The 19,772-nt window shown below is 46.9% G+C and carries 18 protein-coding genes; all 18 read left to right on the top strand.

The annotated features are described in order from the left end of the window. Positions 1-4 precede the first annotated feature (4 nt). The 18 genes from tsf (at position 5) to rpsO (ending at position 19,659) form a co-directional block, all read left to right on the top strand. Positions 5-886 (top strand): translation elongation factor Ts, encoded by an 882-nt coding sequence (tsf, locus tag MUN34_RS04660; protein WP_026828032.1) that lies wholly within the window; start codon positions 5-7, stop codon positions 884-886. Between the two features lie 110 nt (positions 887-996). After that, positions 997-1,716: a UMP kinase gene (gene pyrH, locus MUN34_RS04665; protein ID WP_026828033.1), complete on the top strand. Its 720-nt coding sequence runs from the start codon at positions 997-999 to the stop codon at positions 1,714-1,716. Between the two features lies 1 nt (position 1,717). After that, positions 1,718-2,275 carry a ribosome recycling factor gene (gene frr, locus MUN34_RS04670; protein ID WP_026828034.1) on the top strand — a complete coding sequence of 186 codons (558 nt, stop codon included), beginning with the start codon at positions 1,718-1,720 and terminating at the stop codon, positions 2,273-2,275. A gap of 83 nt (positions 2,276-2,358) precedes the next feature. Then, the gene (locus MUN34_RS04675; protein ID WP_247856959.1) at positions 2,359-3,096 is read left to right on the top strand and encodes an isoprenyl transferase; all 738 of its coding nucleotides are present in this window, start codon (positions 2,359-2,361) and stop codon (positions 3,094-3,096) included. A gap of 19 nt (positions 3,097-3,115) precedes the next feature. Further along, entirely contained in the window at positions 3,116-3,916 is an 801-nt protein-coding gene (locus MUN34_RS04680) for a phosphatidate cytidylyltransferase (RefSeq protein WP_247856960.1), read from the top strand. Positions 3,917-3,928: 12 nt separating this feature from the next. Continuing rightward, positions 3,929-5,083, top strand: coding sequence for a 1-deoxy-D-xylulose-5-phosphate reductoisomerase (locus tag MUN34_RS04685; RefSeq protein ID WP_247856961.1), 1,155 nt, complete (start codon positions 3,929-3,931; stop codon positions 5,081-5,083). A gap of 13 nt (positions 5,084-5,096) precedes the next feature. Beyond that, positions 5,097-6,338 carry an RIP metalloprotease RseP gene (gene rseP, locus MUN34_RS04690; protein WP_026828038.1) on the top strand — a complete coding sequence of 414 codons (1,242 nt, stop codon included), beginning with the start codon at positions 5,097-5,099 and terminating at the stop codon, positions 6,336-6,338. A gap of 29 nt (positions 6,339-6,367) precedes the next feature. Continuing rightward, complete coding sequence (locus MUN34_RS04695) at positions 6,368-8,068, top strand: proline--tRNA ligase (protein WP_247856962.1); 1,701 nt, start codon at positions 6,368-6,370, stop codon at positions 8,066-8,068. Between the two features lie 124 nt (positions 8,069-8,192). Then, positions 8,193-12,488: a PolC-type DNA polymerase III gene (locus MUN34_RS04700; RefSeq protein ID WP_247856963.1), complete on the top strand. Its 4,296-nt coding sequence runs from the start codon at positions 8,193-8,195 to the stop codon at positions 12,486-12,488. A gap of 129 nt (positions 12,489-12,617) precedes the next feature. Beyond that, complete coding sequence (gene rimP, locus MUN34_RS04705) at positions 12,618-13,085, top strand: ribosome maturation factor RimP (RefSeq protein WP_026828041.1); 468 nt, start codon at positions 12,618-12,620, stop codon at positions 13,083-13,085. Between the two features lie 16 nt (positions 13,086-13,101). Then, positions 13,102-14,229: a transcription termination factor NusA gene (gene nusA, locus MUN34_RS04710; RefSeq protein WP_026828042.1), complete on the top strand. Its 1,128-nt coding sequence runs from the start codon at positions 13,102-13,104 to the stop codon at positions 14,227-14,229. Between the two features lie 3 nt (positions 14,230-14,232). Beyond that, positions 14,233-14,502 carry an RNase P modulator RnpM gene (gene rnpM / locus MUN34_RS04715; RefSeq protein WP_012370709.1) on the top strand — a complete coding sequence of 90 codons (270 nt, stop codon included), beginning with the start codon at positions 14,233-14,235 and terminating at the stop codon, positions 14,500-14,502. Next, a complete protein-coding gene (locus MUN34_RS04720) occupies positions 14,495-14,797 on the top strand; it encodes a YlxQ family RNA-binding protein (RefSeq protein ID WP_012370708.1) in 303 nt (100 codons plus the stop codon). Before rnpM ends, MUN34_RS04720 begins: the two co-directional genes overlap by 8 nt. A 15-nt stretch (positions 14,798-14,812) precedes the next feature. Then, positions 14,813-16,981 (top strand): translation initiation factor IF-2, encoded by a 2,169-nt coding sequence (gene infB / locus MUN34_RS04725; RefSeq protein ID WP_026828043.1) that lies wholly within the window; start codon positions 14,813-14,815, stop codon positions 16,979-16,981. Between the two features lie 36 nt (positions 16,982-17,017). Further along, positions 17,018-17,359 (top strand): 30S ribosome-binding factor RbfA, encoded by a 342-nt coding sequence (rbfA, locus tag MUN34_RS04730; RefSeq protein ID WP_012370706.1) that lies wholly within the window; start codon positions 17,018-17,020, stop codon positions 17,357-17,359. A 51-nt stretch (positions 17,360-17,410) separates the two neighbouring features. After that, positions 17,411-18,319 carry a tRNA pseudouridine(55) synthase TruB gene (truB, locus tag MUN34_RS04735; RefSeq protein ID WP_247856964.1) on the top strand — a complete coding sequence of 303 codons (909 nt, stop codon included), beginning with the start codon at positions 17,411-17,413 and terminating at the stop codon, positions 18,317-18,319. Between the two features lie 17 nt (positions 18,320-18,336). Next, entirely contained in the window at positions 18,337-19,266 is a 930-nt protein-coding gene (locus MUN34_RS04740; protein WP_247856965.1) for a bifunctional riboflavin kinase/FAD synthetase, read from the top strand. Positions 19,267-19,389: 123 nt separating this feature from the next. Continuing rightward, entirely contained in the window at positions 19,390-19,659 is a 270-nt protein-coding gene (rpsO, locus tag MUN34_RS04745) for a 30S ribosomal protein S15 (protein ID WP_012370703.1), read from the top strand. The last annotated feature ends 113 nt before the right edge of the window (positions 19,660-19,772 follow it).

The following is a 19,772-nucleotide window of genomic DNA, read 5'->3' on the forward strand; positions in this document are numbered from 1 at the left end:
TCGAATGGCTATTACAGCAGCTATGGTAAAAGAACTTCGTGAAAAAACTGGTGCAGGGATGCTTGACTGCAAAAAAGCACTCGTCGAAGCTGATGGAGACATGAACGCAGCAATCGACTTCTTGCGTGAAAAAGGAATCGCTAAGGCAGCAGCTAAAGGCGACCGAATTGCAGCAGAAGGTTTGACGGCTGTCGCAGTTAACGGAAACAAAGCGGCACTTGTTGAAATCAACTCGGAAACAGACTTCGTTGCGAAAAACGAACGTTTCCAAACACTCGTTCAAAACATTGCAGACGCAGTACTCCGCAATGGTTCTGAAACGGCTGAAGCAGCACTTGCTTCTGAATACGAAGCAGGAAAAACGATCGACACATACATCTCAGAAGAAGCATCAACAATCGGAGAGAAAATCTCACTCCGTCGTGTAGCTCTCTTCGCTAAAGAAGACAACGCAGCATTCGGTTCTTACCTCCACATGGGTGGACGTATCGGTTCTGTCGTCGTCGTCGAAGGCACAACAGATGAAGCCGTTGCAAAAGATATCGCAATGCACATCGCTGCAGCGCGCCCACTTTACGTCGACCGTTCTTCTGTCACAGAAGAAGAAAAAGCACGTGAAGAAAAAGTTCTTACAGAGCAAGCACTCAACGAAGGCAAACCTGCTAACATCGTTGAAAAAATGATTGCTGGTCGCATGAACAAATTCTACGAAGAAATCTGCCTCGTTGACCAAACATTCGTCAAAGATCCAGACTTCAAAGTTGGTAAATATGTAGAATCTAAAGGCGGAAAAATCGTTTCATTCGTACGCTTCGAAGTTGGAGAAGGTATGGAGAAACGTGAAGAAAACTTCGCTGAAGAAGTAATGAACCAACTTAAAAAATAAGAATCAGGATTTCCTGATGACAAGAGAAGGAACACGTATGCTTCAATCCACTTTCGTGTGGAAGTGGGTCGTGTTCCTTTTTTACGGAATTTAGCAAGGGGGACATAGTCATGCAACCGAAATATAACCGGATTGTGTTAAAATTGAGCGGAGAAGCGCTCGCAGGAGATCAAGGGTTCGGAATTCATCCTGGGATTGTCAATTCGATTTCGAATCAGATTAAAGAATTAGTCGAATTGAACGTAGAAGTCGCGGTCGTCGTAGGTGCAGGAAACATTTGGCGCGGTAAGACGGGAGCGGAGCTTGGGATGGACCGGGCAAATGCCGATTATATGGGAATGCTTGCGACCGTCATGAACTCGCTTGCTTTACAAGATAGCCTGGAATCTGTTGGTGTCGAAACACGTGTTCAGACGTCGATTGAAATGCGACAAGTCGCTGAACCATACATCCGCCGCCGGGCAATGCGTCATCTTGAAAAAGGACGGGTTGTCATCTTTGCAGCCGGAACAGGGAATCCATATTTCTCAACAGATACGACAGCAGCGCTTCGGGCAGCTGAAATCGAGGCAGAAGTCATCTTAATGGCGAAAAACAACGTCGATGGCGTCTATTCGGCTGATCCAAATGTTGATCCAGATGCGAAGAAATTTGAGACATTATCTTACTTGGATGTGCTTAAAGATGGTCTTCAAGTCATGGATTCAACTGCAACATCACTTTGTATGGACAATGACATCCCGCTCATCGTCTTCTCGTTGATGGAAGAAGGAAACATTAAACGAGTTGTCATCGGTGATGAAATCGGGACACTTGTAAGGGGGAAATAACATGTCACAAGCAATTATGAAACAAGCAGAAGAGCGGATGGAGAAAGCCCATCTGTCATTAAAAAAAGAACTTGCGACGTTACGTGCAGGACGTGCAAACGTATCAATCCTTGATCCGGTGCAAGTGGACTACTATGGTTCACCGACACCACTCAATCAAGTCGCAAACGTCAACACACCGGAAGCGCGTTTGATTTTGATTACACCGTGGGATAAATCGATGGTGACAGAAATCGAAAAGGCGATTCAACGTGCAGACTTGGGACTCGCTCCTTCTTCGGACGGGACAGTCATTCGCTTAGCAATTCCACCATTGACAGAAGATCGTCGGAAAGAACTCGTGAAACTTGTCAAAAAGTACACGGAAGAAGGAAAAGTTGCCCTTCGGAACATCCGTCGTGATACGAACGAACAACTGAAAAAACAAGAAAAAGACGGTGCGTTGACTGAAGATGATCTACGCGGCTACACAGAAGACGTTCAAACATTAACGGATAAATTCGTTAAAGTACTTGATCAAACAGCTACGGATAAAGAACAAGAAATTATGGAAGTATGACACGTAATATTGTCAGGTTGGGGACTCTTTGTCACACGAAGAGTCCCTTTCTTCTTAAACTAAACGAGGGGAGGAAGAAGTAAATGTTTCAATGGTTAAATCAGACGAAAGAAGTAATTGAACAACAAGTTCCTGAACACATTGCGATTATTATGGATGGAAACGGGCGTTGGGCAAAAAAACGAGGCCTTCCCCGTATCATGGGACATCGTGAAGGGATGAAATCGGTCCGGGAAGTTGTTCGGACGGCAAACGAATTAGGTGTGAAAAGTTTGACGTTATATGCTTTTTCAACCGAAAATTGGACGCGTCCTGAAGAAGAAGTCAGTTTCCTGATGAAACTACCGGCACAATTTTTAGAGTCGGATCTTAAAGATTTGAATGAACGGAACGTCAAAGTCGAAGTGGCGGGAGAAATTTCGCGTCTGCCGGTTTACACACGGGAAGCCGTCCAACAAGCTAAAACAGATACAGCGGACAATACAGGACTTCGATTGATTTTTGCCCTCAATTACGGAGGACGGGATGAAATCGTTCAAGTGATGCAAAAAATTGCTGAAAAAGTGCAGGCCGGTGTGTTACAACCTGACATGATTACGAATGAAGTCATTGAACAAGAATTAATGACAGGTTCGATGACAGATGTCGATCTCGTCATTCGTACGAGTGGGGAACAACGACTTTCCAACTTTTTATTATGGCAGGCTGCCTATGCCGAATTTTACTTTACGGATGTCTTATGGCCCGAGTTCCGGCGTGACCAGTTCTTAGCGGCGATTGAAGACTATAATCAACGGACACGTCGTTTTGGCGGGGTCTGACTAAACGAGGACATATCTTATGAAAACACGAATTATTACAGGACTATGGGCAGGTGCCATCTTTTTAGTATTGCTTTATCTAGGAGGACTCCCATTCCTTGCTTTCATGGCAATTTTGACAATCATCGGGTATACCGAACTGATTAAAATGCGGCAATTGTCGTTCAAGTCACTTCCGGTCCTGTTGTTTGGAGCGGGAACCTTACTTCCGTTCATCGGTTTGTATGAACAGGCGAGCGAACAGTCGCTGTCACTCGGACTGACTCCGATTGCATGGGGAATGTTAATTGTCTTGATCGGTTTATTTTGGACAGTGTTCTCCAAAAACGTATTTACCTTTGACGATGTGGCCTTTCTGCTGTTGACTGCAGTCTATGTCGGAGTAGGCTTTGCATCGTTTACGTACATTCGTCTGCTTGAAAACGGCTTGACGTTTTCCTTACTGATTATTTTACTGATTTGGTTTACGGATTCGGGTGCTTATTTCATTGGAAAAAGTTTTGGGAAAACGAAATTGTGGCCAGCAATCAGCCCCAATAAAACAGTTGAAGGAGCGCTCGGTGGTGTTGTTCTTGCGATTGTACTCGGAGTCGTGTTTGAACTGATTCACCCGACGGTCGGCGTTGGAACTGTCATCCTACTGGCACTGATCGTTGCCGTAGTCGGTCAACTGGGGGATTTAGTCCAGTCAGCGTATAAACGTCATTATGGCGTAAAAGATTCCGGAGCGTTATTACCCGGACACGGTGGGATTCTTGACCGGTTCGACAGTATGATCATTGTGTTTACCGTTCTGATTGTACTCGATATATTCGGATAAGGAGGAGAAAGGATGAAACAGGTTAGTATCATTGGGGGAACTGGATCGATTGGTACCCAAACGTTAGATGTCATCGCAGCAAATCCGGATCGTTTCCAACTGGTCAGCTTTGCGTTTGGGAAAAACATCGAGGTTGCCTTACCTTGGCTGAATCGTTTACGTCCGGAGTTGGTAGCTGTCTTAGACGAGACAGTAAAAGATCAACTCGAAGCTGTTCTCGATTACGCGCCAACCGTGCTCGTCGGGGAAGAAGGATTGATTGCTGTTGCGACAGCAGAACAAGCGGATATCGTTATTACAGCCGTCGTTGGTGCAGTCGGACTTCGTCCTACCCTTGCCGCCATTGAAGCAGGCAAATCGATTGGACTTGCCAACAAAGAAACACTTGTGACAGCCGGACACCTCGTCATGAAAAAAGCGCGTGAAAAAGGTGTCGCTATTCTTCCAGTTGACAGTGAACATGCCGCGATTTTCCAATGTCTGAATGGCGAACGCCGCCAAGACGTCCGACAAATCATTTTAACCGCATCCGGCGGCAGTTTCCGTGATCAAACACGGGAACAGTTGGCGAACGTGACGGTGGAGCAGGCGCTAAACCATCCGAACTGGTCGATGGGTGCTAAAATTACGATTGATTCGGCGACGATGATGAATAAAGGATTTGAAGTCATCGAAGCGCACTGGTTGTTTGATGTCACGTACGATGAAATCGATGTCGTCCTCCACCGGGAATCAATCATTCATTCGATGGTTGAATTTAATGATGGTGCGGTTATGGCGCAGCTCGGGATGCCGGACATGCGAGAACCGATTCAATATGCCCTTACATATCCGTCCCGCCTTGAAATCAAAGGGGGAGAACGGTTAAACTTAAAACAAATCGGACGCCTGAATTTTGCGGAGGCTTCATTTGAACGGTATCCATTGCTTCGTCTTGCGTTTGAAGCAGGACGTGCCGGTGGATCGATGCCTTCCGTGCTCAATGCTGCGAACGAACAAGCTGTCGACCGCTTTTTAAAAGGGGAAATCAGCTTTTTAGAAATTGAAGCGAGCGTCGAGGCGGCTCTTCAAGCACATGAAAACATCGAAGATCCGTCTTTGGACCAGATTTTAGAGTCGGATCGCTGGGCCCGTGCGTTTGTTGCGTCCCTCTCACTCGCTAATTAAGGATGGGATAACAATGACGACCTTTATATCAATCGTATTGATGTTCGGTGTACTTGTTGCCGTGCATGAATGGGGTCATCTCGTCATGGCAAAACGGGCAGGAATTCTCTGTCGTGAATTCGCCATCGGATTTGGTCCGAAAATTTTTTCTTTTTTCAAAAATGAGACGTTGTACACAGTCCGCCTGTTACCAATCGGTGGATATGTCAAAATGGCCGGTGAAGAACCGGAATTCGTTGAAGTCAAACCGGGTCAAACAATCGGGTTAGGACTTCGTAATGGTGTCATCGAGACGATGTATTTGGATGCTTCCCGTCCGGAAGCAGATCAAGTCGTAACCGTCGAAAAAATTGATTTGTTGCACAAGTTAGAAGTCGTCGCCTTACAGGACGAAGTGTCGACACGTTACCCTGTCTCGAAGACGGCGTTTCTTGTCGAAGGACAAACCAAAACTCAAATCGCTCCATACGATCGGACGTTTGGATCAAAATCCGTTTTCAAACGTGTCCTAGCCATTGCGGCAGGTCCGGCAATGAACTTTGTCCTCGCATTTGTTATCTTGTTCGGCTTAGCATTGTATAATGGATCACCGACCGGAGACAGTGTCATTGGAACGGTGCAAAAAGGATCGCCGGCCGATAAAGCAGGCCTTGTCGAAGGAGACCGGATTGTTTCCGTCAATGGAACAGATACGGATAAATGGACGGATTTACGGGCTGGCTTCCAAGATCAGGCCGGAAAAAAAACGACGGTCGTCTATAAACGAGATGGTCAGGAACAAACGACATCCATCACACCGAAAGTACAACAGCAAGGTGATCAAAAAGTTGGAATCATTGGTGTGACGAATGAGACGGAAAAGTCATTTGGAACAGCTTTACAGACAGGTGTTTCCGAAACATGGCGGATGTCGACATTAATCGTTGGAGCTGTCGGAGATCTTGTAACGGGTGTCGTCGGCGTCGATCAATTATCCGGTCCGGTCGGGATCGTCAAGATGACGGACCAAGTCGCAGACAGTGGATTTTCTATGTTGCTGACGTGGACTGCATTACTTTCAGTCAACTTAGCAGTATTCAACTTGTTACCACTACCTGCTTTAGATGGTGGCCGATTATTATTCCTATTTTTAGAAGCGTTGCGCGGGAAACCGGTCGATCCACAAAAAGAAGGACTCGTCCATTTTGTCGGATTTGCACTGTTGATGCTTTTGATGTTAGTCGTCACATGGAACGATATCCAGAAGTTCTTTTAAATTATTAGTCAAAGGGGTTCACGACTCACATGAAACAATCCAAATTATTTATGCCAACTTTACGTGAAGTACCATCCGATGCAGAAGCAATCAGTCATCAGCTTTTGTTACGGGCAGGGTTCATGCGCCAAAATGCAGCTGGAATCTATTCTTACCTTCCACTGGCAAAACGTGTTCTATCAAAAATCGAGACGATCATTCGTCAAGAAATGGAGGGCGCTGGTGCGCAGGAATTGTTGATGCCAGCCATTCAACCTGCAGAACTATGGGAAGAAACCGGACGCTGGGATATTTACGGTCCGGAACTGATGCGTTTGACTGACCGTCACGATCGACGGTTTGCGCTGGGTGCGACACATGAAGAGTTGATTACGTCCATCGTCCGTGATGAGCTGAACTCCTATAAAAAATTACCGGTCAACTTGTTCCAGATTCAAATGAAGTACCGGGATGAGCGCCGTCCACGGTTCGGATTACTCCGTGGTCGTGAATTCATCATGAAAGATGCGTATTCATTCCATTCAACGCAAGAGAGTTTGGAAGAAGAGTATCAAAACATGTTTGATGCCTATACAAAAATCTTCACACGTGTCGGACTCGAATTCCGTCCGGTCGTTGCTGATTCCGGTGCAATCGGCGGAAGCGGAACACATGAATTTCATGCGTTAGCTGCCATCGGAGAAGATACGATCGTCTATTCTGATCAGTCGGATTATGCCGCGAACTTGGAAATGGCAGAATCAATCGATCAATATACGAAGCAAGATAAAGCACCGGAAGCGTTGGAAGAAGTCCACACAGGCGACGCTAAAACGATTGAAGCTGTCAGCGCAGTACTTGGATTACCGGAACAGGAGTCAATCAAAACGGTTGTCTTCAAAACGGAACAAGGTCTTGTCATGGCGCTCGTTCGTGGTGATCATGAAGTCAATGATATTAAACTGAAGAATTACCTCGGCGCTCTCGATATCGTGATGGCAACGGATGAGGAAATCGAGCAGGCTCTCCATTCGACACCGGGCACACTCGGACCGATTGGGGCTGACATGAAGGTTGTCGCGGATTACGCTGTACGGGCATTAACGAATGCTGTTTGCGGTGCGAACAAGTCGGAAACCCATTACGTGCATGTCGATCCAAGCCGTGACTTTGAAGCAGAATACACAGATTTACGATTCGTTGAAGAAGGTGACGTTTCACCAGACGGACAAGGGCATGTCAAGTTCGCACGGGGAATCGAAGTCGGACAAGTCTTTAAACTCGGGACACGTTATTCAGAGGGCATGAATGCAACTTTCCTCGATGAAGGCGGGAAAGCCCAACCGTTGATCATGGGTTGTTACGGAATCGGTGTCTCACGGACGATGTCAGCCGTCGTCGAGCAACATTACGATGAGCGCGGCATCATCTGGCCAAAAGCAATTGCACCATTTGATGTTCATTTGATTGCCGTCAACGGTAAAAATGCAGAACAATTACAAGTGGCAGAAACGGTTTACCATGAACTAACGGCTGCCGGATTCTCAGTTCTCTTTGACGATCGGAAAGAACGCGCCGGCGTCAAATTTGCCGACGCAGACTTGATTGGACTGCCTGTCCGAATTAATGTCGGTAAAAAAGCACCGGACGGTATCGTGGAACTGAAAGCACGACGCGGTGGAGAAGCTGAAGAAATTCAACAAGCAGATCTTCTTGAAGCTGTTCGTTCGCTGTATGAAGGTTTACAATAAGTAATGGGAACGGTCACTTTTCGTAAAGTGACTGTTTTCTTGTCTCACACCCATTCGCCCCTTGGGCAATCTGCAAGAGGAGGAGGAGTGGCTGTCATGGTGTGAAGCAACAACGACAGCACAAATGCGAGTGGATACACAACAACGCATGTCGCTCTTGATGAGCGATTTAGAATTACCGACCGGCATCGTCGAAGAGTTTTTTACAGATGCTTCACTTGAAAAATTACGGGTCCAAAAAGCAACTGCGACGTGGACTTTCCATATTCGACTGGCACAGGTCTTACCTCAAAACGTTTATCAGATGTTTTACAGTCGGTTAAAAAGCCGTTACCAACAGTTTGCGGAGGTCAAATTACTGCTTGAATCCGAACAACGTCCCGACGCGAAACTGTTTATTGATTATTGGCCGTATATCGTCGAAGACTTGGCGGATGCCTCGTCAGCGATGCGGAGTCATTTAAGCCGTGTTTTGCCGGAATACCGGGACAATAAATTATTTATTCCGGTTCGCAGTGAACCGGAAGCCGGATTTTTGAAAAACGATCTTTGCGGTGAAATGCAATTATTATACGGGGCATACGGCTTTCCGAAATTTGTGTGTGAACCGGTCGTCCAGATGGATCAAACCGAGCAGGAAGAATTACGGAACCAGGTCAAACAGGAAGATATTGATGAAGCAAAACGGATGCTCGAACTTCAATTCAAACGGGAACAATCCCGTGACGATGATGAAGGACCAATTGATATCCGGATCGGAAAACCGATTCAGGACGAAGTGGTACCGATCAAGACGATTCAAGATGAAGAGCGCCGGATTGCGATCCGGGGACTTGTTTTTGCAGCAGAAAGTCGGGAACTTCGCAGCGGAAAAACGATCTTTACCTTTAAACTGACCGACTATACGGATTCCTTGGTCGTCAAAATGTTTGCCCGTGACGAGACCGATGTCAAAATCTTGTCGGCGATCAAAAAAGGCATGTGGATTCAAGTGGCGGGTCGTGTCGAATTCGATACGTTCTTGCGTGACTTATGTATGATGATTGCCCAATTGTCCGAAGTCAAAATGGAATTGCCGGCCGATCCATGGGCGGGTGAGAAACGGGTTGAGTTACATGCCCATTCCCAGATGAGTCAGATGGACGCTGTCATGAACGTGACGAAATACGTGGAGCGGGCTGCTGCCTGGGGGCACCCGGCAGTCGCCATCACCGATCACGCCGGGGCGCAAAGTTTCCCGGATGCGTATTATGCCGGAAAGAAAAACAACATCAAGGTGTTATACGGGATTGAAGCGAACGTCGTCAATGACGGGGTTCAAGTCGCCTATCATCCGGTCGACCAAGACTTGGAACAAGCAACGTTTGTCGTCTTTGACGTCGAGACTACGGGATTGTCTGCTATGTATAACAAAATCATCGAGTTAGCTGCTGTTAAGATTTACGATGGAGACGTCATCGACAAGTTCGAAGCATTTGCCGATCCAAAACATCTTTTGTCGGCAACGACGATTGATTTAACGGGGATTACGGACGAGATGGTCCGTGGAAAACCGGATCCGGAACAAGTCGTCAAAGAATTCATGGACTGGGCGGGTGATTCTATTCTCGTTGCCCACAATGCTTCCTTTGATATCGGGTTCTTAAATGCAACGTTGCGGTCCGGCAACCATGAGGAATCGACGTTACCCGTCATCGATACGCTCGAACTCGCGCGTGTCCTGATGCCAAGTCTCAAAAATCACCGTTTGAATACGCTTGCGAAACGATTTGATATTGAATTGACCCAGCATCACCGGGCGATTTATGATGCGGAAGCGACAGGGTATTTGATGCTCAAACTACTGCAAATGGCGGATGAAATGTTTAACATGAAGACCCACCTTTCGCTTAACCGCGAGATGGGAAAAGATATCTCACGGTCACGTCCGTATCATGCGACGGTCTATGCCAAAAACCGGACGGGTTTGAAAAACTTGTATCAATTGATTTCGCTCGCGCATACGAAACACGTCCACCGGGTCGTCCGGACACCTCGTTCGCAACTCGTCGCGCACCGGGACGGTTTAATCATCGGTTCCGCCTGTGACAACGGGGAAGTGTTTGATGCCGCCCTCAATAAATCGGATGAAGATTTGGCGAAGGTCATGCGTTTTTACGACTTCATTGAAATTCAACCGCCTGCGATGTACGGTCATTTAATCGAACGGGAAATCGTTCAAAATGAGCTGGAACTGCGGGATTTGATTAAAAAGGTCATCCGGGTCGCGGAAGAAAATGATATTTTGCCGGTTGCGACAGGCAATGTGCATTACCTGGACACTCATGACGCGACGTATCGGGAAGTGTTGATTCGAACGCAGGGCGGCGCCAATATGCTGAATATGCGTAAACAATTGCCGCCGGCCCATTTCCGGACGACGCAGGAAATGATGAGTGATTTTAAATTTTTAGGACCGGATCTGTCGGAACGGCTTGTTATTACCAATAGCCATAAAATCGCTGACTGGTTTGAAAACATTGACATCATTCCAAAAGACTTATTCACGCCTAAAATTGAAGGCGCGGATGAAGAGGTCCGCTCACTGTCGTATGATATGGCGCATCAGATTTACGGTGATGTGTTGCCGGAAATCGTCGAAGCCCGACTGGAAAAAGAACTCAAGTCGATTATCGGACACGGATTTGCCGTCATTTATCTGATTTCGCACAAGCTCGTTAAAAAATCACTGGATGATGGATATCTTGTCGGATCACGGGGATCCGTCGGGTCGAGTCTTGTCGCGACGATGACGGAAATCACAGAAGTCAATCCGTTACCACCGCATTACGTCTGTCCGAATTGTAAGGAATCGGAGTTTTTTGATGATGGTTCAGTCGGATCTGGATTCGACTTACCGGATAAAACATGTAAGACATGCGATGTTCCGTTAATCAAGGACGGACACGATATTCCGTTTGAGACGTTCCTTGGATTCAAAGGGGATAAAGTACCGGATATTGATTTGAACTTCAGTGGAGAATACCAGCCGAAAGCCCACGCCTATACGAAAGTATTGTTTGGCGATGACTATGTGTACCGGGCGGGAACCATCGGGACGATTGCCGAGAAAACGGCTTACGGCTATGTCAAAGGGTATCAGTCTGAAAATGATTTGAATTACCGGAATGCCGAAGTCGACCGGCTCGTCAGTGGTGTGACAGGTGTCAAACGGACGACAGGACAACACCCGGGTGGAATCATCGTCGTGCCAGATTATATGGACATTTATGATATCAGCCCGATTCAGTTTCCTGCGGATGACATGGGTTCCGAATGGAAAACGACCCATTTTGATTTCCATTCGATTCACGATAATTTGTTGAAACTGGATATCCTCGGACATGATGATCCGACGATGATCCGGATGCTACAAGATTTGTCGGGACGCGATCCGAAAACAATTCCCGTTGACGATGCAGAAGTCATGAAGATTTTCAGTTCGACAGAATCGATTGGTGTGACACCGGAACAGATTGATTCGAAAACCGGGACGCTTGGGATTCCAGAGTTTGGGACAAAGTTTGTCCGGCAGATGCTTGAAGAAACAAAACCGACGACTTTTTCGGAACTTGTCCAGATTTCCGGTCTGTCTCACGGAACGGATGTCTGGCTCGGCAATGCCAGTGAACTGATATATAACGGAACATGTGAATTGAAAGACGTCATCGGTTGTCGGGATGATATCATGGTCTACTTGATTTATGCGGGTCTTGAACCGTCGCTTGCCTTTAAAATCATGGAATCCGTCCGTAAAGGGAAAGGTCTTTCGATTGAGATGGAAGAGGCGATGATTGAAAATCATGTACCGCTTTGGTACATCGATTCATGTAAAAAAATTAAATACATGTTCCCGAAAGCCCATGCCGCGGCCTATGTTTTGATGGCCGTCCGGATTGCTTATTACAAGGTGCATCATCCAATGTATTACTATGCCTCTTACTTCACGGTTCGGGCTGGTGATTTCGATATCGGGGCGATGAATAAGGGATCGGCAGCGATCCGAAAAGTGTTGCAGGATATTAAAGATAAAGGATTTGAAGCAACGGCGAAAGACAAGGGACTGTACACCGTGCTTGAAATTGCGCTTGAAATGATTGAACGGGGCTTTACCTTCAGTAAAGTCGATTTGTATAAATCGAGTGCCTCCGAGTTTCTGATTGATGGAGATTCGCTACTGCCGCCGTTCGATGCCGTCACCGGTCTTGGGACGAACGCGGCGAAACAAATCGTCGAAGCTCGAAAAGGCGGTGAATTCCTGTCGAAGGAAGATCTGCAAAAACGGGCGAAACTCTCGAAGTCGATTATCGAAACGCTGGATAATCTCGGTTGTCTGGAAGGTCTTCCGGATGAGAACCAACTCTCGTTATTTGACCTCTAAAGCCTTGCGGATGCTTGCTTAAGAAGGTGCATTATGCTATATTGAGTGAGGAAATGTTTTTTATACTACGACTTGGAAGGAGTAGGGGGACCTGCTCCTTTCTTGTTTGTTTTTTGAAGGAGGATGAAGATGACGAACGTAACTGAGAAGGTCGAACAACTCGCTAAACCGATCGTAGAACGAGAGGGGATGGAGCTTGTCGACGTCGAATTCGTCAAAGAGGGGGCGGATTGGTTCCTACGTGTCTCCATCGATAAAGAAGGTGGCGTTGACCTGGAAGACTGTGTCAACATCAATGAAAAGTTGTCGGAAGCATTGAATCAAGATGATCCGATTGACGAACCCTACTATTTAGATGTTGCGAGTCCGGGTGCTGAACGACCACTCAAAAAAACCGAGGATTTCGAAAAGGCGATTGGCAAACACGTCTACATCAAGACACATGACCCCGTCAAGGATGCGACAGAATTTGAGGGTACATTACTGGCTTATTCTGAAGAAATGCTTGAACTCGAAGTCCGTGTGAAGACACGAAAATTGAAAATTGAAATACCGGTGAACAAGATCGCGATGGCGCGGCTTGCGGTAGTGTTCTAAGGAAAGGAAGAGAACGATGGGACCACAGTTACTTGAAGCAATCGAACAAATCGCTAAAGAAAAAGAGATTGATAAGAATATTATCATCGATGCGCTGGAACAGGCATTGATTTCCGCTTACCGTCGCAACTTTGGAAAAGAGTCGGAGGCAGTAAAAGTCGAGTTTGACCAACAGACAGGAGATATCCGTGTCTTCGCCTTAAAAGAGGTTGTTGAACGCTTGACACAGCCGGAAGAACAGCTTTCACTCGAGGAAGCACACGAAATCGATCCGACGTATGAACTCGGTGATTTCCATAAAGTTGAAGTGACACCAGGTGATTTTGGACGTGTTGCAGCACAAACGGCGAAACAAATCGTCACACAAAAGATGCGCGAAGCAGAACGGGAACGTATTTACAATCACTTCGCCGACCGGGAAGATGAAATCATGACGGGAATGGTTGAACGTCAAGATGCACGTAACCTTTACGTCAATCTCGAAGGTATTGAAGCCGTATTGACGACACACGAACAGATGCCGAATGAACGTTTCGGAATTCGTGAATACATCAAAGTGTACGTGACGAAAGTCGATCCAATGGTCAAAGGATCCGGCGCATCGATTCTCGTATCACGGACACATCCAGGTTTATTAAAACGCCTGTTTGAAATCGAAGTACCTGAAATCGCCAGCGGAGAAGTCGAAGTGAAGTCGGTGGCACGTGAAGCCGGCGACCGTTCGAAGATTGCCGTTGCTTCCGACGAGATCGATCCTGTCGGTGCATGTGTCGGTCAAAAAGGAGCGCGTGTCCAACGTATCGTCAACGAATTAAACGGAGAAAAGATTGATATCGTCCGTTATTCAGATGATCCGAAAGAATACGTCGCCAATGCATTAAGTCCAGCACAAGTCGTCGCAGTGTATGTCAATGAGCCGGCAAAAGCAACAATCGTCGTCGTACCTGATTTCCAATTGTCACTGGCGATCGGAAAACGTGGTCAAAATGCCCGTCTAGCTGCCAAGTTAACAGGATGGAAAATTGATATCAAGAGCGAATCAGAAGCAGAATCGATGGAATTGAAAGATGTCTTCATGAAAGTCGAACCTGCGGCAGCAGAAGCAGTTGACGTGGAAACGGTCCAAGTCGAAGGCGAGGAATAATTCGTGCAAAAAAAGGTACCATTACGCAAATGTGTCATCACACAGGAGATGCGTCCTAAAAAAGAGTTAATTCGGGTCGTTCGGACACCTGATAGTGAGGTTGTCGTCGATCTTAATGGTAAAATGAATGGGCGAGGCGCCTATTTGACTAAAGATGCCACTGTCATTGCGACAGCAAAAAAGAAGCGCACACTCGATCACCATCTGAAAGTCAAGACAACAGATGCGTTATATGATCAATTGCTTGCGATCGCGGGAGGTACACATGAGTAAATGGGAATCGCTCCTTGGTCTCGCGAACCGAGCGCGGAAAGTGACGACTGGAGAAGAACTCGTACTGAAAGAAGTACGGGGGGGACAAGCCAAACTCGTCCTCTTAGCAGCAGATGCGGGGGCTGCCACGCGTAAGAAAGTGACGGATAAATGTACAAGTTATCGTGTTCCGTACATCGAAGTCGGAGATCGAAATATTCTTGGACATGCACTTGGGAAAGACGCGCGTGTTGTCGTGTCAGTCAACGAAGCCGGATTTGCGAAAAAGCTAACGGAACTCCTCTCGAACGATTAACTGGAGGTGGATCTTTTGGGTAAACGTGTATACGAATTCGCGAAAGAACAGAATGTAACGAGTAAGCAGGTCATCGCCCAGCTCGAAAAGCTGGAAAAACCCGTTAAGAATCATATGGCGGTTTTAGATGAACAGACAGTACAGCAACTCGACAAAGTATTTAATCCCGAGAAACATCGGGTCCAAAAAACGGAGGCTCCAAAACAAGTGAAATCAGACAATAAACCGAACAGACCAGGAACAACTAACAAACCAGCAGGGAACCAATCACGCAATACAAAAGGCGGACGTCCAGAATTCGGAAACCGTAACAACCGCGGTGGAAAACGCCGTCCACAGAAAAAAGTGGAACCACGTAAACTAGAAGTAGCAGATCCAAATTCAAAATCAAGCCAACGAAAAGCAGCACGTCGGGCGCAAGAAGAAGCAATGGCGAACGTCGTTCAATACGCAGACAATTTAACAGTCGGCGAATTGGCTGAAAAAATGGATAAAAAACCAAACGAACTGATCATGAAATTGATGGGAATGGGCGTCATGGCGACCATTAACCAAGATCTTGATGATGAGACGGTTGAATTGCTTGCATCTGACTTCGGATTTGAAGTCGAGAAAACAGTGAAAGTCGATGAAACAGACTTCGATGCATATGAACTGAATCTCGATAACTACGAATTGTCAGAACGTCCACCGGTCGTTACGATCATGGGACACGTTGACCACGGTAAAACGACATTGCTTGACTCGATCCGAAACACAAAAGTCACAGCAGGCGAAGCCGGCGGAATCACGCAGCATATCGGTGCCTACCAAGTTGAAATCGAAGGAAAGAAAATCACCTTCCTCGATACACCGGGTCACGCCGCGTTTACGACAATGCGTGCACGTGGAGCAGATGTCACGGATATCGCCATCATCGTTGTCGCAGCAGATGACGGTGTCATGCCGCAAACGGAAGAAGCCATCAGCCACGCAAAAGCAGCTGGTGTTCCGATCATCGTTGCTGTCAACAAGATGGATAAAGAAGGCGCTAACCCAGACCGCGTCAAACAAGAATTGACGGAATTCGAACTCGTAGCCGAGGACTGGGGCGGCGACACGATTTTCGTACCGGTTTCAGCTCTTAAAGGAGACGGAATCGATGAGTTGCTTGAGATGATTCTCCTTGTCTCTGAAGTCCAAGAATATAAATCTACACCAGACATGCACGGCCGTGGAACGGTCATCGAAGCGAAACTCGATAAAGGACGTGGACCTGTCGCAACATTACTTGTCCAACACGGAACACTTCGTGTCGGAGATCCAATCGTTGTCGGTCATACGTTCGGTCGGATCCGGGCAATGGTCAACGATATCGGTCGTCGTGTCAAAGAAGTTGGTCCATCGACACCAATCGAAATCACAGGCTTAAACGATGTACCAAAAGCCGGTGATCAATTCTTTGCGTTTGAAGACGAGAAAAAAGCCCGTCAAATCGGAGAAGCCCGTTACCAACGTGAAATCGAGGCACAACGCCGTGATTCAGCGAAAGTCAGCTTGGAAGACCTCTTCGACCGGATCAAAGAAGGCGAAGTCAAAGACCTCAACATCATCATCAAAGGTGATGTTCAAGGTTCTGTCGAAGCCCTTGCCGGTTCACTCAAGAAAATTGATGTTGAAGGTGCTAAAATCAACATCGTCCACTCGGGTGTCGGTGCGATCACAGAAGGTGACGTCATCTTGGCTTCAGCAGCCAACGCGATCATCATCGGCTTTAACGTCCGTCCGGATGGTAATGCTAAATCGATGGCCGACCAAGAGAAGGTTGAGATTCGTCTTCACAAAATCATCTACAATGCGATTGAAGAAATCGAACAAGCGATGAAAGGTCTTCTTGACCCAGAATTCGTTGAGAAAATCATCGGTCAAGCTGAAGTTCGTGACGTCATCAAAGTCTCGAAAGTCGGAACGATTGCCGGTGGTTATGTCACAGAAGGTAAATTGACACGTGCTGCAGGTGTCCGTGTTGTTCGTGACAGCATCGTTATTTATGAAGGAAAACTCGATACGTTGCGCCGCTTCAAAGACGATGTCAAAGAAGTTGCAGCCGGTTACGAGTGTGGAATCAAGATCGAACGGTATGACGACATCAAAGTAGACGATGTCATCGAAGCATTCATCATGGAAGAAGTAAAACGCAAGTAACAGAACGGATCAGAATCCGAACTGGAGGGATATAGAATGAGTGTACGTTCCAATCGTGTAGCAGAGCAGGTGCGTAAAGAAATTACGCAAATGTTGATCAAAGATGTGAATGATCCGCGTGTCAAGGCGGTGACGGTAACTGGTGTTGAAGTCACAGGTGACTTACAACAAGCAACGATCTTTTATTCGGTGCTCGGTGATGAAACAGTGCGTGAAGAAGCGCGCGTTGGTCTTGAAAAGTCAAAAGGGTTCATGCGTAAAGAAATCGGATCACGGATCCGTTTACGGAAGACACCTGAATTGCTGTTTGAGATTGACACATCTGTCGAGTATGGATCACGGATCGATGAGTTGCTCCGGAACTTGAACAAGGATTAACAAGACAAGGGCAACCACACCTGTGGTTGTCCTTTTTTAGGAGGGACAAGGATGGAACCCATCGGAGTATTACCGTTAGATAAACCAGCAGGTATGACGAGTCACGATTGTGTTTTTCGACTGCGTCGCCTTTTTCAAACAAAAAAAGTCGGACATACCGGAACGCTTGATCCGGAAGTGACAGGTGTTTTGCCGATTTGTCTCGGACGAGCGACGAAGCTTGCGCGCTTCATTACGGACGAAGGGAAAAGGTATGTCGCAGAAGTAACGATTGGCTATGCAACGACGACCGAAGATGCCCACGGGGAAACCGTCCGGGAAACGTCTGTCATACCCGATGCATTTACAGAGCAGCAAGTCGATGAAATACTCAATCAACTGACCGGACAGGTTGAACAGACACCGCCCTATTATTCGGCCGTGAAAGTAAACGGGAAAAAATTATATGAATATGCCCGTAAAGGCATCGAAGTGGAACGACCGACCCGGATCGTCCAAATCGATACATTAGAACGAACATCCGGGCTGACTTTCGAAGACAATGTCTGCCGTTTTCAAATTGAAATTGCCTGTGGAAAAGGGACGTATATCCGGACGCTTGCGGTTGAAATCGGTGAACGTTTAGGTTATGCGGCCCATATGAGTGAGTTACGCCGGACGAGCTCGGGTGCGATGTCCGAAACAGAAGCGGTGACACTTGCAACGCTTGAAGCATGCGAGACTGTCGAAGAGCGGATGAAGTACGTCTTACCGATTGAACAAGTCATTCAAAAATGGCCGCGGTTGACTGTAGATGCCGAGACTGCAGCCCGTGTATTGAATGGTGCCAAATTACCAGGCATTCCGGTCGAATTTGAACGCTTTACTGTCTATAATGAAGAGGGCATCCCTTTAGCAATCTATCGGCTTGATTCCGAAATCAATATGGGACGCGTGGAAGTCATGTTACAAATCGATTAAGATCGGAGAGATCAGGAATGGACATCATTCATTTAACATATCCAGAACAACCAGTAGAAGACCCGGCTGTCATCGCACTCGGCTTTTTTGATGGCGTACACCTTGGACACCAGCGTGTTTTACAAACCGCAATTGAAAAAAGCCGCGAATTACATCTGCCGGTAGCGGTCATGACGTTTGACCCTCATCCGAAACAAGTCCTTGGGAACGGAACGGAGCAGATTCTCTACATTACACCACTTGACCGAAAACTCGAAAAGATGGCGGAACTTGGCATTGACCGGGTGTATGTCATTGAATTCACAGTCGCCTTTTCAGAATTGTCACCACAAGACTTCGTTGATCATTATTTAATTGCTGCCGGGGCACGCCATATCGTCGCAGGCTTTGATTATTCGTATGGACGGTTCGGGGCGGGCAAGATGGCGACGCTTGACTTCCACAGCCGTGGACGGTTTGATCATACAATCGTTTCAGAACACCAAGCAGACGATGAAAAGGTCAGTTCGACCCGAATTCGCCGTCTGCTCGCCGATGGCGCTGTCGCGGAGGCAGCCCTGTTTCTAGGCGAGCCGTATCAAACGAAAGGGATTGTCATTCATGGTGACGCCCGCGGTCGACAAATTGGGTTTCCGACGGCCAATATCCGCCCGGAATTCGCCTATGTCATTCCGAAACTAGGTGTCTATGCGACGTTCGTTCATCTAGAGGATGGTCGGAAATTTCCGGCGATGACGAACATCGGACGGAGACCGACGTTTTATGAGACGGGAGAAGTCAGTATCGAAACCCACCTGCTCGCATTTGACGAAGATTTATATGGACAGGAACTGAAGCTTGAGTGGATGGCATACTTACGGGATGAACGAGCGTTCGACGGTATTGAGAGCTTAAAAACCCAGCTCGCCCAAGATAAAATTCACGCGATGCAGGCATTAACGGTTTGACAGACGGTCATCGGTTCGATATGATGAGTCAGTACGAATACGTACAGCCGGTTGGCTTGGCATCAGGTCTCACCATCCGATGCTCGGCAATACGGTCATTCAAAAGATGGAGGTGGAGTGACAATGGCACTCACTAAAGAACGTAAAAATGAAATTATCGAAGCTTATGCTACGAAACAAGGCGATACTGGTTCGCCGGAAGTACAAGTTGCTGTTTTAACTGAACAGATCACAACTTTAAACGATCACTTACGTACACACAAAAAGGATCACCACTCACGTCGTGGTCTCTTGAAAATGGTTGGTCGTCGCCGTAACTTGCTCACATACCTTCGTAACAAGGATGTTTCACGTTACCGTTCATTGATCGAGCGTCTTGGTCTTCGTCGCTAATCCGAACAGATCAACAAGGAAGCAGGAGCATCGTCTCCTGCTTCTTTTTTTTGCCGATTCATGGACATTTGGCTCAAGAACATCCATAATTAGATTTGAATGAAAAAACGGAT

The organism is Exiguobacterium sp. 17-1 (genome assembly GCF_023096305.1).
GTDB classification, from domain to species: Bacteria; Bacillota; Bacilli; order Exiguobacteriales; family Exiguobacteriaceae; genus Exiguobacterium_A; species Exiguobacterium_A sibiricum_A.